This window comes from Pseudomonas sp. HT11 (assembly GCF_044875395.1).
Taxonomy (GTDB): domain Bacteria; phylum Pseudomonadota; class Gammaproteobacteria; order Pseudomonadales; family Pseudomonadaceae; genus Aquipseudomonas.
In genome coordinates this window covers 122,501-137,170 of the sequence record NZ_CP173217.1, presented here as the reverse complement: position 1 = coordinate 137,170, position 14,670 = coordinate 122,501, and the positions used below count along the sequence as shown (strand labels likewise).

Sequence of the window (14,670 nt, the reverse complement as noted above, 5' to 3'; positions counted from 1 at the left end):
GCGTTTTGTAGATCCTTATACGGTGAAGGCCCCTTTCTGTGCGGAAGGGCCCCCACGGTATACATCGCCTATTTATTGATGCCCGGCTAACTTAAAGAAACGTCCCACTTCCATTCAAGCAAGTTACTTACAACAAACTGTATTTCGAAAAAATATCTAATACTTTCACCATCTCGCCCAAACGTTTAATCAGCTTACTATCGCTGCCTCATACAACAAACACTTCATTTTGCTGCGCAGTCTAGTCGCGTTCTTACTGCGCGCGGGGTCTGGCTATGCGCCACGCATGCACGCCCAGTTATAAATCCCAACACTGTTTTCAGAGCAGTCGCAATAACTTATAGGCATCAACCATGCATCAACACTTACTTGAACAAAAGAAACTGCAGCTGTGCAGCCATCCGTTATTTGAAGAAATAACTTCATTGACCAAGTTACAGCGTTTTATGCAACACCATGTATTTGCCGTTTGGGACTTCATGAGCCTGACCAAACGCTTGCAGCAGGACCTGAGCTGCACGCAATTACCCTGGCTGCCGCCCCTCGACCCGCAAGCGGCACGCCTCATCAACGAAATCGTGCTCGGTGAAGAGTCCGATGCACACCCCGCACAGGGCCATTGCAGCCACTTCGACCTGTACCTGCAAGCGATGGCCGAAGTAGGCGCTGACACCCGCGTCGTCCGGCGCTTCATTGAGCTGCAGCGTCAAGGGACCGAAGCCGGCGCAGCCTTGCATCAGGTCGATGCGCCGCCAGGCGTAGCCCGCTTTGTCGAAAGCACGTTGCAGATCGCCTTGAACGCGCCCACCCACGGCGTAGCGTCCGCCTTCCTGCATGGACGCGAGAGCGTCATTCCCACCACGTTCGCGTGCATTCTGCGCGGCGATGTATTCAAGGGCCGCCAGGCGCCGACCTTCTGCTACTACTTGAACCGTCACATCGAACTGGACACGCAAGGGCATGGGCCCGCCGCAGAGCTGCTACTTCAGCGCCTGATCGGTACAGACCCGACTCGCCAACGCCAGGCCGATGAAATCGCTCTGGGCGCCGTGCACAGCCGCCTCCGCTTCTGGGACGACGTGCGCGCCTCGCTGCAAGAGAGGCAGCCATGAACGCCGCCGACTATCGCTCCTTCGCCGATGACTGGGAACGCCGTGCAACCCTGCGTACACGTCCGCGGCGCATGCTGGAAAACGACGACAGGCTGATCTATCCCGCGAGCCGCCAGCCCCTGGTGCTGAGCGCGACTTTCCTTGAGCATTGCTCGCAGTGGCGCGACTTCGTGCTGGTGCAAAGCTTCTACAAATTCCTCAATGACGTGGTGATCTTCGAAACCGAGATCGTCGACAAGACCGCTCGCAGCATTGCCAAGAATCGCTTCTCGCTGACCTTCCCCCTCGCCTGTCGCTACGACGCAATGACCGTCGTGGTCGATGAGGATTACCACGCGCTGGTCGCGCTGGATTTCCTGCAACAGACCGTGGCCATGACGGGCCTGCAACCGCTCGACTTGCCTGGCCAAATCGAACTGAGCCATGCCTTGCCCGCAGCCCAGGCGCTGGCACCGCCGCACCTGCGTGATGCCGTGGAATTGATTGGCGTGGCTATCGCCGAGAACACCATCACCCATGACGTCGCGGCGTTTGCCAAAGATGACAGCGTCAAACCGTCCATACGCGGCTTGATGGCCGACCACCTGTTTGATGAAGGCCGCCATGCACAGTTCTGGACCCACCTGGTGCGTATCTACTGGCAGTCGGCAAACCCGGCCGACCGCGACAGCATCGCGGCTACCTTGCCGGTGTTCTTGACGCATTACCTGACCAACGATCTGCAGAAAGCTTTCGATCTGCAGTTGATCGAACACCTGGACGTCGGCGCCGACGTTCGCCGTGCGCTTGAGGACGAAGTCGCAGCGCTGCACTTTCCCATCACCCGCCAGCACCCGCTGCTCGGCAATATCATGGGTTTTCTGCACCACAGCGGTGTGCTGCACACCCCGAGCGTCGCCCTGGCCCTGAGCGCCTATTTACCCGAATCGGGGAGGCAGCCATGAGGCGCTTGAACATGGGATGGAGCGGCACCAGCAAAGCCCTGGAAGCGATCAGGCAAACGCTGGAGCAGTACGGACATGTCACCGCGACGGAGTCCCTCGACGTCATGATTGAAGACGGCAGCCAACCGCTGCGCGAGCCTGCCGATAGAACCCAGCGGATCAGCCTGCGACTGGGCATTGGCCCGGTGTCTGAACACGGGCTTCCTGCGGTGCAATTGCGCTGCTATGACCAGACCCGTCGCGTACTGTCGATACGCAATATTACCGAGGAGCCCAGCGGCAACGGCGAGCGATTGCGCCAACAAGCGACGAATGCCCTGGTGGAATGGGTAGCCTCACTGGTCAGCCAATTCTCGCGAGACCCGGCGTTTTTTTCGGCAACAACCGTCGCTAATGCCTGGCCTGAGCAAGGCCTTCAAGGGCTTGATGGGTTGGCGTTCCTGCATCGATTCAACCGTACTTCGCAGCCGGCACTGTTACAGGCTGCCCAGGTGCCGATGATCGAACGGTTACAGGCCAGCCTTCATTCCTTTGCTGAACGACCGGCGCTGAACATCGCGGGCAGCGTGCTGACCTACCGTCAATTACTGGATCGCGCCGTGTCGATCCAGCAAGGCCTGCGGCCCCTGCTGGAACAGGCGCAGACGCCAACCGTGGTCGGCGTGTGCCTGGAAAAATCCGTCGATCTGTATGCCAGCATTCTGGCGGTGCTGGGTTGCGGCGCGGTGTACCTGCCACTGGCACCGGATCATCCGCCGCAACGCCAGCGCGCCATGCTGCAAAGCAGCAACGCCAGGGTATTGGTGGTAGAGGGTCAGCACCCTTTGCGCGACGATTTCGTTACCCTGAATGTCAGCACTGTCGACCCGACCTGTGCCGACATCACACGCCCGCTGATGCAGCATCGTCCCAGCAGCGAGGCGCCCTGCGTGGCGCTTTTCACCTCAGGCACCACCGGCCAACCGAAAGGCGTACTGCTCAGCCAACGCAACCTTGCGCATTTCACCGCCTGGCTTGGCGCCTGTATGTCGTTGGACGAGCACAGCCGCGTGCTGCAATTTTCGCCGCTGAGTTTTGACTCAGCGCTGATCGACATCTTCCCTGCCCTGATAGCCGGGGCCGAGTTGGTCGTCCCGAGCGAGCGCCAACGGCACGATCCTCAGCAACTGGTCGAGCTGATTCGCCAACAGGGCATCAGCCACGCGTTTCTGCCGCCGGCGCTGCTGAGCATTCTGCCGCTGGATCAGCCCTTGGGTTTGACTCACTTGATGACGGGCGGCGATGCCTGCGAGCCGCATGTGATCGAATGCCTGGCGAGCCAATGCCACCTGCACAATTTCTACGGCCCTACCGAAACGACGGTACTGGTCACCCACCGAACGTTCCAGCCCGGTGACAGCACACGCAATCTTGGCCGCCCCATTGCCAACAGCCAGGTGCTGATCCTCGACGACGACCTGCACCCGGTGGATGAACAGGTGATGGGCGATCTGTATATCGTCGGCCCTGGCCTGGGCCTTGGGTATGTGAGCGCGCCGCAAGGGGCCGACAGCCCGTTTGTTGAGCTGACACTGCCGGGCGGCCGATCAGTGAGGGCATACCGCAGTGGCGACCGGGCGAAATGGACGGCCGACGGTATCGAACTGGGCGGCCGGCGGGATGATCAGGTGAAGATCCGCGGCTTTCGGGTCGAGCCCCAGGAGATTGAGCAATGCCTGCGTAGCAGTCGGCTGTTTCGCCAAGTGGCGGTGCTGATTGATCCTGACCGCAGGATCCTCAGCTTTGCCGCCCAACCCGAACCAGGCGCCACCATGGGGGGCCTCAAGCACCATGCGCGGCAATGGCTGCCGACCTACATGCAGCCCGAGGTGTGGACAGAATTACCCACTCTGCCGCGCACTCACCACGGCAAGATCGACCGCCAGGCATTGCTGGCGATACCGAAACACGCCACTGCGCGCAACGACTGCAATGCTGCACGAACGCCTCTGCAAATGCGGTTGGTGGCGCTGTGGAGCGAGTTGTTGGCGGTGCCGGATGGCGACATTTCCATCGACGATGGGTTTTTCAACCTGGGCGGTCATTCCATTCTGCTGTCCACCCTGCTGCTGCGTCTGCGCAAAGCGTTTGGCCGCAGCCTTTCACTGAGCAGTTTCTTTGAAGCACCGACAATTCGTACGCTCTGCGTGCTGATGGAAGACGGCGCACTGCCGCATGCACTGTCAGGCCAGGTGGAAAAGGATGCGTCGCAAGCGCTGAATATAGAAACGCTGCATGAGGACCGCGCTGGCGATCCGCGCAAGGTGATTGTCACGGGCGCCAACAGTTTCGTCGGCGTGCACCTCGTCGAAGCCTTGTTGGCCGGCGGTGTGCAGGAGGTGGCATGCCTGGTGCGTGAACAGCCGGGGCAGTCGGCGATGACGCGGTTCACCCAGGCATTGCGCGAGTACCGGCTGGAACATCTGGATTTGAGTCGGGTGCAGGTATATGCCGCCGATATGGGCTTGCCCCGGCTGGGCCTGGCCAGCGATGTGTATGAGCACCTCGCCCGTAACCACGGGGTCTTGGTGCACAACGCGGCGCGGGTCAATCATGTGATGGATTACGCCTCACTCGCCCAGGACAACGTCGAACCGATACGTGAGTGCCTGCGCCTGTGTGAAACCCACTGCAAGAAAGTCTTCAATTTCATCTCGACCCTGTCGGCCTGCAGCAGTGTCGACGCCCAGGGACACATCCTCGAAACGCCGGCTGCAACCACGTTGCCGCTCTACCTCAAGAATGGCTACAACCTCTCCAAGTGGGTCGCCGAACGCTTGCTGGGGCGTGCAGTCGAGCAAGGCGCATGGGTGAACATCTATCGCCCGGGAAACATCGCTTTCAATAGCCGCAACGGCGTCTGCAAGCCGCAAAACAACCGTCTGATGATGATGCTCAAGGGTTCGTTGCAATTGGGCCTGGCGCCGCGCCTGCAGGTGAACTTCGACCTGATGCCGGTGGACTTCTTTGCCCGTTTTGTTGCGTTTCATTGCGGCCGCTTTGTTGCAAGACGAAACGTATTCAACCTGCACAACCCACAGCCTTTGAGCTGGGATCACTACCTTGATGCATTCAGTCAGGCAGGCCACTGCTTCGAGCGAGTAAGCGTTGCGCAGTGGCAGACCGAGCTGCGAACGGTAGGCCCCGATAACGCGCTGTTTGGCGTGCTGGGCTTCTACCTGGATAACCTCGCAGAAGACATCAGCGACATCACGATGATTTGCCACGAGAACGCACGCCAGGGTGTGGAGGCGATGGGCGAGCAGTACCCGCACAAGGACCCGGCGCTGTTGCGCAGGGGCTGCGACCACCTCAAGGCCATCGGCTTTCTCTGACCGTTCAGGACATTTCTATGAATCTGCTGCAACCCGATACATTAATTCGCAACCCGAACGGCACACCGGTGGTGGCGTCTGTTGACGTCGCGTGCGAGGCCGCTGATCTGTGGCAAGTGGTGGGCAATTTTGCAGGCTTTGATGCCTTCGTTCCGACTCTCTCGCACGTCGAAATGACGGGCACAGGCATAGGCGCCTTGCGCACGAAATATTTCCACGATGGCCATTGCGTCGTTGAGCAACTCAACAGCCGCGACGACGACGCCATGTACATGACCTGGACCACACTCTACAACACCTTGGGTGTCGCCCGGCTGTGGGCTGCCATGCAGGTGGAAGCGCTCGGCACAGGATGTTCCCGGGCAACCTGGACGCTCATGGGTGAGCCGGTCGATACCACCCAGGCGGCGTTTGAACAGTTTGTGCAGACCTTCGCCGACACTGCCCTGGAGAATGTACGCCAGATGTTCAGCTGATCAGCAGGAGCGAGACGCCTCGCTCCTGCAGGGCCCGGTCAGATTTTGAAGCTGTCGACCAGTTGCTTCAGGCGGCTCGCTTGCTGAGACAGCGCATCGCAGTCCTTCAGCGTTTCGTTGAGGTTGGCCACACCCTGCTGATTCAGCAGGTTGATCTGGTTGATGTCGACATTGAGGGTCTCAACCACAGCGGTCTGCTCCTCGGTAGCCGCCGCGACCGACTGGTTCATGCCATCGATCTCGACGATTCGCTGCGTCACGCTGACCAGGCGCTCGCCGGCCTGGTTGGCCACTTCAACGCTCTCCTCGCTGGAGGTCTGGCTGGCGTTCATGGTGGTCACCGCCTCACGCGAGCCCACTTGCAGCGACGTGATCATCTTGTGGATCTCTTCGGCGGACTCCTGGGTACGGTGAGCGAGGTTACGCACTTCATCGGCAACCACGGCAAACCCACGCCCGGCTTCCCCGGCACGCGCGGCCTCGATTGCGGCATTGAGCGCCAACAAGTTGGTTTGCTGGGAGATGCCTTTAATCACATCAAGGATGTGGCCAATGTTGTCGGTGCTGGCGTTCAGGGTTTCGATCTGAGTGCAGGACAGGCTGATCTTCTGCGACAGTTCCGACATTGCCAGGATGGTTTTCTCCACCACCTTGCGCCCGTCGTCTGCTTGTTCACTGGCACCACTGGCATGCTGCGAAGCATCAGCTGCGTTACGCGCAATTTCCTGGGTAGCGGCACCCAGCTCGTTGATCGCCGCGGCCACGCTGTTGGTGCGTGCGCTTTGCTCGTCCGAGCCGATGATCGAGGCGTTCGACGACGCCATCACGCGCTGGGACAGGTCATGCACCTGACGCGTTGCCGAAGACACTTCGGAAATAGACGCGTGGATACGCTCGACGAACTGGTTGAAGGCGCTGCCTACCTCGCCAAACTCGTCCTTGCTGGTTACGTCCAGGCGGCGAGTCAAATCGCCCTCACCCTGGGCAATGTCCTGCATGGCCACACCCATGGTGGTCAGCGGGCGCAGCAGTACTTGGATCAACAGGCTCAACAGCACGGCAATGGCGACAACCGCGATCAGCATGGCGATCAACGCCGAAGTACGGAATTTGCCAAGTGGTGCGTAGGCTTTGTCTTTGTCGATCGACAGACCGATGTACCAATCTGCACCGGGCAAACCGCTGATCGGCGTGAACGAAAGAATGCGGTCCTGGCCATTGAGAACCACGTCCTGGCTGACCTTTTCGATACGCAGGTTGGTACCTGGGTAGATGTCCTTGAGGTTTTTCATCACCTGGTCCTGGTCAGGACTGACGATGACCTGGCCATCGGCGCTGACCAGGAACGCATGGCCGATCCCGCCGAAGTCTACCGAGTTGATGATCTTCACCAGGGTTTGCAGGCTCAGGTCGCCGCCGACCACACCCAACAGCTCACCGTTCTTTTTGACGGGCAGAGCAATGGTTACGATCTGCCCGCCGACTGCGGCCATGTAAGGCGGAGTCAGCATGGGTTTATCGGCAGCCACCGCCTGCTTGTACCAAGGGCGCTGACGCGGGTCGTAATCGTCAGGCATCTTCGCGTCAGGACGCTGGGTGAACACCCCGTTGGTTTGCCCGACGTAGGTGAACTGGAAGTTCGAGGTGAACGCCGGCTGATCAACCAAACCAGGAAGATCGGCCTGACTGCCCTGATGGGCAACGTTTTGCGCCAGGCTTTCGAGTACCAGAATGCGGCCACTGAGCCAGTTCTGCACACTGCTGGCCGTGAGTTCGCCTGATTGCTGGATAGACGAGTCCAGGTTTTGCTTGATGGTGCTGCGCTGCAGGTAGTCGTTGTAAAGCGTGAATAACGCGAACGCGAGAACCACGACGCCTGATGCGGCCAGCAGAATTTTATGACTGAACTTAAGATTCATTTCATCGACTTCTTTTGCCAAATGGGGATGAGCGTGCCGAGTGGAACATTCCATGTAACGGGATAGGCGGACTCTGCGACCGCTCTATTTCGGTGCACGCATGGCTCGTCAGGCTTTCGGCCAGGCCAGGATAAATCTTAGAAATTTGTGAGAAGCATCCTCATTTTGAGTAGGAACCCGACCGGCGGTAGATCTGCAGGCTCTGGCGTTGCAAAATTTTTCAGCCTCCCAGACAATGCGACTAATTATCATTTGTGACGTTTGGCCGGGCCTGTGTGAATGCCATCTACCGAGTACATCCCTTGTGAACCTGTTGTGCAGACGCTTTACAGCGCCCATCACAGCTGGCTCAACCGGTGGCTGCGCAGTCGCCTGGGCAATGCGGCGGATGCAGCGGACCTGGCTCAAGACACGTTCATGCGCTTGCTGCAAAAAACCGAACGCCTTGAACTCAAAGCTCCTCGCGCCTTTCTGCGAAGCATCGCCAGCGGCCTGGTGATTGATCATTGGCGGCGCGAAGAAATCCAGCGCGCCTACCTTGAGTCTATTGCCCATCTGCCTGAAGCGTTGGCACCCAGCGCAGAAGCACGGATGTTGGTGCTGGAACTGCTGGAGGAAATCGCCCGTCTTCTGGACGGATTGAAACCGAAAGTACGTCAGGCGTTTCTGCTGGCTCAGTGTGATGGGTTGGCGCACAAGCAGATCGCGCTGCAGATGGGGGTGTCGTTGCGAACAGTGGAACGGTATATCGCGCAGGCGCTGTATCACTGTTACGTAGTGCGTTATGAAGCATGACCCCGATGGATAATGCCGCGCGCCCGGGGCCAGATCCTCAGGTGGTCAAGCAGGCCATCACTTGGGCACTGCGCCTGCGTAATAACCGGGCCAATGTGCGCTTGCATGCACAATGTGAGCGCTGGCGCGAAGCGCATGACGACCATGAATTGGCCTGGCAGCGGGTACAAGCACTGCAGCAGGAATTGAGCAGCCAAATGGCCGCGATTCCCGGTGCGCGCGTGGCCTTGGAAAATGCTTCGCAAGGCGTGGGCCGGCGGCAGGCACTGAAGATGTTGTCTGGCGTCATGTTGGTGGGCTCCGCAGCCTGGTTAAGCCGCGACCTGACCGGCTGGCAGCGCTGGACGTCCGACCTTGCGACTGCCACAGGGGAACGGCGCAGCGTGCAATTGCCGGATGGCGCTCGCGTGCAACTCAACACCGACAGCGCCGTGGACCTGGACTTCAACGCACAGCAGCGTCTGATCACGCTGGTTCGCGGGGAAATCCTGGTGACGTGCGGCGCGCCTTCTTCAGCGCCACTGCTGGTGCAAACTCGGCATGGCTTGCTCGAAGGTATCGACAGGCGCTTTGCCGTGCGCCAAGACAGCGATTGCACACGCTTGAGTGTGGTCAGTGGCAACGTGGCCATTCACTCACCACACTCGGCAGACGGACTGTCGACTCAAGTCCACGCAGGAGAGAACTATCTGGTACATCGCACGCATGCCACGCTGGCGCCGCCGCTGGATATGGACATGGGCGCCTGGGTCGATGGGCTGATCGTGACGCGGAACATGCGCCTGGCTGCCTTCCTGTCGGAGGTGGGGCGCTATCGCCATGGTTATCTGGGTTGTTCGGCAGAAGCCAGCGACTTGCGGTTGTCGGGGGTTTTCCGCCTGGAGGACACGGATAAATTGTTGGCGGTCGTTGCACAGACGCTGTCTGTTGAAGTGCGCTATCGCACGCGTTGGTGGGTAAGCCTGGAACGTTCAGCCTGATTTTTTATGTTTTATATAAAGTTTTTTGGCGGTTTTTTTCCGTGAGACCGGCTTAGACAGTAAGCCTTTCAATCAGCCCTCACCGGCCTCCACGGATCTTGATCATGACAGCGCGTTTTCCCGGCAACTCATCGTGCTCTTCCTACCCCCTTTTGGCTAAATCCATCCGTGCGGCATTGCTGTCGACCGCGCTGGGCATAGGCGCGGTTCCGATCGCCGGCATGGCTGGGCAAGCAAACATCGAGCAGGTTAACCAGCGCTACGACCTGCCTGCCGGCGCCCTGGGCGAGGTGCTCAATCAATTCGCCCGTCAGGCAGGCATTACCTTCTCCAGCACGCCTGGGCAAACCCAAGGCCGGCAATCAGCCGGGCTGCACGGCGAGTATTCAGCCGAGCAGGGGTTGAATCATCTACTCAGCGGCTCTGGCTTGCAGGCCGTATCGCAAGATGGTGTCAGCTTTGTGCTGGAGACCCAGATGCAGAGCAGCACCGTGACGCTGCCCACCACGGATATCAAAGGCTTCGCCCTGGGTAATGCCTTAGGCAGCATGGAAGGCTATAACGCGACGCATAGCCAAATCGCAACCAAGACCAGCGCTGCGCTGCTGGAGACGTCGCAAACCGTCTCCGTGGTGACGCGCGAGCAGATGGACGACCAAGGCTCCCAGACCGTCGCACAAGCCATGCGTTACACGCCTGGTGTACTGACCAACCCCTATGGCGCGACCCACCGTTATGACTACGTGGCAATGCGCGGTTTTAACGATGGTTCTGTGGACAACATCTACCTTGATGGCTTGAAGTCCATGGGGGATAGCGGCACCTATAGCACCATGCAGGTTGATCCGTATTTTCTCGAGCGCGTGGACATTCTGGAGGGGCCTTCCTCTGTCCTCTATGGACGCAGCTCGCCCGGCGGCCTGGTCGCGCTGACCAGCAAGAAGCCATTGCTTGAGCCCTACCATCAAGTTCAAGCAACGGCAGGCAGTCACGGCCAGCAGGGCATGGGTTTTGACTTCAGTGGCCCCGTGGATGACGACAAGCGCATTGCCTATCGGCTTACCGGTGTAGCGGACAAGGCCGATACGCAGTTCGACCACACCAAAGAAAAGCGCTTTGCCTTGGCGCCGACACTCAGCATCGACTTTACCGAAGACACCTCGCTGACACTCCAGGCGTACCTGCAGCATGATCCTGATGGCGGCTATCACGGCGGTATGCCGGCAGACGGCGCATTGCATCAGCGTAATGGCCAGCGCATCTCCAGCCACTTCTTTGAAGGTGAACCTGGAGTTGATGGCTACAAACGTGATCAGCAGTCGTTCGGCTATCAGTTCGAGCATCGATTCAACGACGTGTTTACTGCGCGACAGAACTTGCGCTATCTCGACTCCAAGGTGCAATTGGATCAGGTGTACGCCTATGGCTGGACCACACCGACCAGTAACGAGTTGAATCGCTATTACTCGGGAGGTGATGAGAAGCTGCATGCGTTCATCATCGACAACATGCTGCAGGCGGAGTTTTTTACCGGGGCCACCCAACATACCGTGCTGATGGGAGCTGATTATCAGCGACGTAAAACGGTGGTGGACTGGACGAGCGGGTCACTGCAGCCAATCAACGCATTCAACCCGGTCTATGGCAACACTGCTATCAGCAATGCCAGCCTGACCAGCTATCTGCGTCGCCTTGAGCAAACTGGCGTTTATCTACAAGACCTGATCGAAATGGATAAATGGCGGTTCTCTCTAGGGCTGCGTCAGGACTGGGTAGAGACCTCTGACGAGAACCGTATTGCTGAAACGGGTCGACCGCTGGGCACAGAGATTTCTGACAAGCGTACCAAGCTGACTGGGCGAGCCGGCGCGCTGTATTTGTTTGATAACGGCTTGGCACCCTATGTCAGCTATTCAGAGTCGTTCAACCCGAACTCCTATTCAGACAGCGCCGGTAACCCGCTGGCACCCACCAATGGAACGCAGTGGGAAGCGGGCTTGAAGTATCAGCCGCCGGGGACGGATGACCTGTTTACAGCCTCCTGGTTTCGCATCGATCAAGAAAACCTGGCGACGAAGCTTCCACAAGAAAACTTCTATCGCGCAGTAGGTGCGGTTCGCTCGCAGGGCCTGGAGTTGGAAGCACATATGCAACTGACCGATAACCTGAAAATTTTGGGCAGCTATACCTTTACCGACATTAAATACTCAAAATCGATGGTCAGTACATTGAGCTCAGCCGACAACTTGATCGAGAACAAAGGCAACTCCCCCACGCAGGCACCTCGCCATATGGCATCGGTGTGGGCGGACTACACGTTTGATAGCGGCGCCTTTGACGGCTTGCGAATTGGCGGCGGGGTTCGGTACGTCGGCTACAGCTGGGCAGACGCGGAGAACACAATGAAGGTACCGGCCTACACCTTGTTTGACGCATCCTTGGGGTATGACTTGGGCAGGGTTGGGTTGAAAGGCGTAGATGTACGGTTGAACGCGAACAATCTGACCAATGAGACCTATGTAGCGTCCTGTGCCAGCCTGAACTTCTGCTATTTGGGCGAAGAGCGTAACGTCAGTGCGACGGTAAGCTATCAATTCTGATCTGTTAGCGTTTCTGACAAGCCAGTGTCCGCTTTCAGGCACTGGCTTTTTTGTGGGCCGGGTTCAGGGTGATCTGATGTGGTCGACCCGGGAGGACTTACCTGCCTTCTCTCAGTCGGCGGCAGTCCTCCAAAACGACAAAACCCCTGTCTGCGTTAGCAGACAGGGGTTTCGGAATTTAATCTTGACGATGACCTACTCTCACATGGGGAAACCCCACACTACCATCGGCGATGCATCGTTTCACTGCTGAGTTCGGGATGGGATCAGGTGGTTCCAATGCTCTATGGTCGTCAAGAAATTCTGTGTACCAGCGCGTTCCGTTTGCAACGTGCCGGTGAAATTCATGGACTTCTACATAAACAAAACCCCTGTTTGCGTTAGCAAACAGGGGCTTTGGAATTTAATCTTGACGATGACCTACTCTCACATGGGGAAACCCCACACTACCATCGGCGATGCATCGTTTCACTGCTGAGTTCGGGATGGGATCAGGTGGTTCCAATGCTCTATGGTCGTCAAGAAATTCGGGTACTGAGTCGTGACCATGCGGTCTCGCTTCAGCAAATTGGGTATGTGACAGCTTTCGGTGTTTTGTGAGGTTCGAACTTTCGGTTCATTTCGTCTTCACACACCGCAATCTGGTGCTCTTACGCTTTTCAGCTCGAAGCAAGCAAATTGCTTGGGTGTTATATGGTCAAGCCTCACGGGCAATTAGTATTGGTTAGCTCAACGCCTCACAGCGCTTACACACCCAACCTATCAACGTCGTAGTCTTCGACGGCCCTTCAGGGAACTCAAGGTTCCAGTGAGATCTCATCTTGAGGCTAGTTTCCCGCTTAGATGCTTTCAGCGGTTATCTATTCCGAACATAGCTACCCGGCAATGCCACTGGCGTGACAACCGGAACACCAGAGGTTCGTCCACTCCGGTCCTCTCGTACTAGGAGCAGCCCCTCTCAAATCTCAAACGTCCACGGCAGATAGGGACCGAACTGTCTCACGACGTTCTAAACCCAGCTCGCGTACCACTTTAAATGGCGAACAGCCATACCCTTGGGACCGGCTTCAGCCCCAGGATGTGATGAGCCGACATCGAGGTGCCAAACACCGCCGTCGATATGAACTCTTGGGCGGTATCAGCCTGTTATCCCCGGAGTACCTTTTATCCGTTGAGCGATGGCCCTTCCATACAGAACCACCGGATCACTAAGACCTACTTTCGTACCTGCTCGACGTGTCTGTCTCGCAGTCAAGCGCGCTTTTGCCTTTATACTCTACGACCGATTTCCGACCGGTCTGAGCGCACCTTCGTACTCCTCCGTTACTCTTTAGGAGGAGACCGCCCCAGTCAAACTACCCACCATACACTGTCCTCGATCCGGATAACGGACCTGAGTTAGAACCTCAAAGTTGCCAGGGTGGTATTTCAAGGTTGGCTCCACGCAGACTGGCGTCCACGCTTCAAAGCCTCCCACCTATCCTACACAAGCAAATTCAAAGTCCAGTGCAAAGCTATAGTAAAGGTTCACGGGGTCTTTCCGTCTAGCCGCGGATACACTGCATCTTCACAGCGATTTCAATTTCACTGAGTCTCGGGTGGAGACAGCGCCGCCATCGTTACGCCATTCGTGCAGGTCGGAACTTACCCGACAAGGAATTTCGCTACCTTAGGACCGTTATAGTTACGGCCGCCGTTTACCGGGGCTTCGATCAAGAGCTTCGCGTTAGCTAACCCCATCAATTAACCTTCCGGCACCGGGCAGGCGTCACACCCTATACGTCCACTTTCGTGTTTGCAGAGTGCTGTGTTTTTAATAAACAGTCGCAGCGGCCTGGTATCTTCGACCGGCATGAGCTTACGGAGCAAGTCCTTCACCCTCACCGGCGCACCTTCTCCCGAAGTTACGGTGCCATTTTGCCTAGTTCCTTCACCCGAGTTCTCTCAAGCGCCTTGGTATTCTCTACCCAACCACCTGTGTCGGTTTGGGGTACGGTTCCTGGTTACCTGAAGCTTAGAAGCTTTTCTTGGAAGCATGGCATCAACCACTTCGTTAACTAAAAGTTAACTCGTCATCAGCTCTCGGCCTTAAGATCCCGGATTTACCTAAGATCTCAGCCTACCACCTTAAACTTGGACAACCAACGCCAAGCTGGCCTAGCCTTCTCCGTCCCTCCATCGCAATAACCAGAAGTACAGGAATATTAACCTGTTTTCCATCGACTACGCTTTTCAGCCTCGCCTTAGGGACCGACTAACCCTGCGTCGATTAACGTTGCGCAGGAAACCTTGGTCTTTCGGCGTGGGTGTTTTTCACACCCATTGTCGTTACTCATGTCAGCATTCGCACTTCTGATACCTCCAGCAAGCTTCTCAACTCACCTTCACAGGCTTACAGAACGCTCCTCTACCGCATCACTTACGTGATACCCGTAGCTTCGGTGTATGGTTTGAGCCCCGTTACATCTTC

The 14,670-nt window shown here is 57.5% G+C and carries 8 protein-coding genes and 3 rRNA genes (1 of these 11 running past the window's edge); 7 read left to right on the top strand and 4 right to left on the bottom strand.

From position 1 onward, the window contains the following. Positions 1 to 353: 353 nt before the first annotated feature. The 4 genes from ABWL43_RS00640 to ABWL43_RS00625 are packed head-to-tail and all read left to right on the top strand — an operon-like array spanning position 354 to position 5,906. Positions 354 to 1,112, top strand: coding sequence for a DUF3050 domain-containing protein (locus ABWL43_RS00640; protein WP_404486211.1), 759 nt, complete (start codon positions 354 to 356; stop codon positions 1,110 to 1,112). Next, positions 1,109 to 2,056, top strand: coding sequence for a diiron oxygenase (locus ABWL43_RS00635; RefSeq protein WP_369303441.1), 948 nt, complete (start codon positions 1,109 to 1,111; stop codon positions 2,054 to 2,056). The genes ABWL43_RS00640 and ABWL43_RS00635 overlap by 4 nt, the downstream gene beginning before the upstream one ends. Beyond that, complete coding sequence (locus ABWL43_RS00630) at positions 2,053 to 5,430, top strand: amino acid adenylation domain-containing protein (protein ID WP_404486209.1); 3,378 nt, start codon at positions 2,053 to 2,055, stop codon at positions 5,428 to 5,430. Before ABWL43_RS00635 ends, ABWL43_RS00630 begins: the two co-directional genes overlap by 4 nt. A 17-nt stretch (positions 5,431 to 5,447) precedes the next feature. Further along, the gene (locus tag ABWL43_RS00625) at positions 5,448 to 5,906 is read left to right on the top strand and encodes an SRPBCC family protein (RefSeq protein ID WP_404486207.1); all 459 of its coding nucleotides are present in this window, start codon (positions 5,448 to 5,450) and stop codon (positions 5,904 to 5,906) included. Between the two features lie 38 nt (positions 5,907 to 5,944). Here the strand turns inward: ABWL43_RS00625 and ABWL43_RS00620 are convergent, their stop codons facing one another. Continuing rightward, positions 5,945 to 7,825: a methyl-accepting chemotaxis protein gene (locus ABWL43_RS00620; protein ID WP_404486205.1), complete on the bottom strand. Its 1,881-nt coding sequence runs from the start codon at positions 7,823 to 7,825 to the stop codon at positions 5,945 to 5,947. Positions 7,826 to 8,104: 279 nt separating this feature from the next. On the opposite strand from ABWL43_RS00620, the gene ABWL43_RS00615 reads away from it, so the two are divergent. The 3 genes from ABWL43_RS00615 to ABWL43_RS00605 all read left to right on the top strand — a co-directional run bounded on the left by ABWL43_RS00615 (position 8,105) and on the right by ABWL43_RS00605 (position 12,200). Further along, the gene (locus ABWL43_RS00615; protein ID WP_404486203.1) at positions 8,105 to 8,620 is read left to right on the top strand and encodes a sigma-70 family RNA polymerase sigma factor; all 516 of its coding nucleotides are present in this window, start codon (positions 8,105 to 8,107) and stop codon (positions 8,618 to 8,620) included. Next, positions 8,617 to 9,600, top strand: coding sequence for a FecR domain-containing protein (locus ABWL43_RS00610; RefSeq protein ID WP_404486201.1), 984 nt, complete (start codon positions 8,617 to 8,619; stop codon positions 9,598 to 9,600). Before ABWL43_RS00615 ends, ABWL43_RS00610 begins: the two co-directional genes overlap by 4 nt. Positions 9,601 to 9,704: 104 nt before the next feature. Next, positions 9,705 to 12,200 (top strand): TonB-dependent siderophore receptor, encoded by a 2,496-nt coding sequence (locus ABWL43_RS00605; protein WP_404486199.1) that lies wholly within the window; start codon positions 9,705 to 9,707, stop codon positions 12,198 to 12,200. Positions 12,201 to 12,382: 182 nt separating this feature from the next. Here the strand turns inward: ABWL43_RS00605 and rrf (ABWL43_RS00600) are convergent. The 3 genes from rrf (ABWL43_RS00600) to ABWL43_RS00590 all read right to left on the bottom strand — a co-directional run. Continuing rightward, positions 12,383 to 12,498, bottom strand: a 5S ribosomal RNA gene (gene rrf / locus ABWL43_RS00600). Between the two features lie 109 nt (positions 12,499 to 12,607). Continuing rightward, positions 12,608 to 12,723 (bottom strand): 5S ribosomal RNA (gene rrf, locus ABWL43_RS00595). Between the two features lie 170 nt (positions 12,724 to 12,893). Next, positions 12,894 to 14,670, bottom strand: a 23S ribosomal RNA gene (locus tag ABWL43_RS00590); it runs 1,115 nt beyond the window's last position.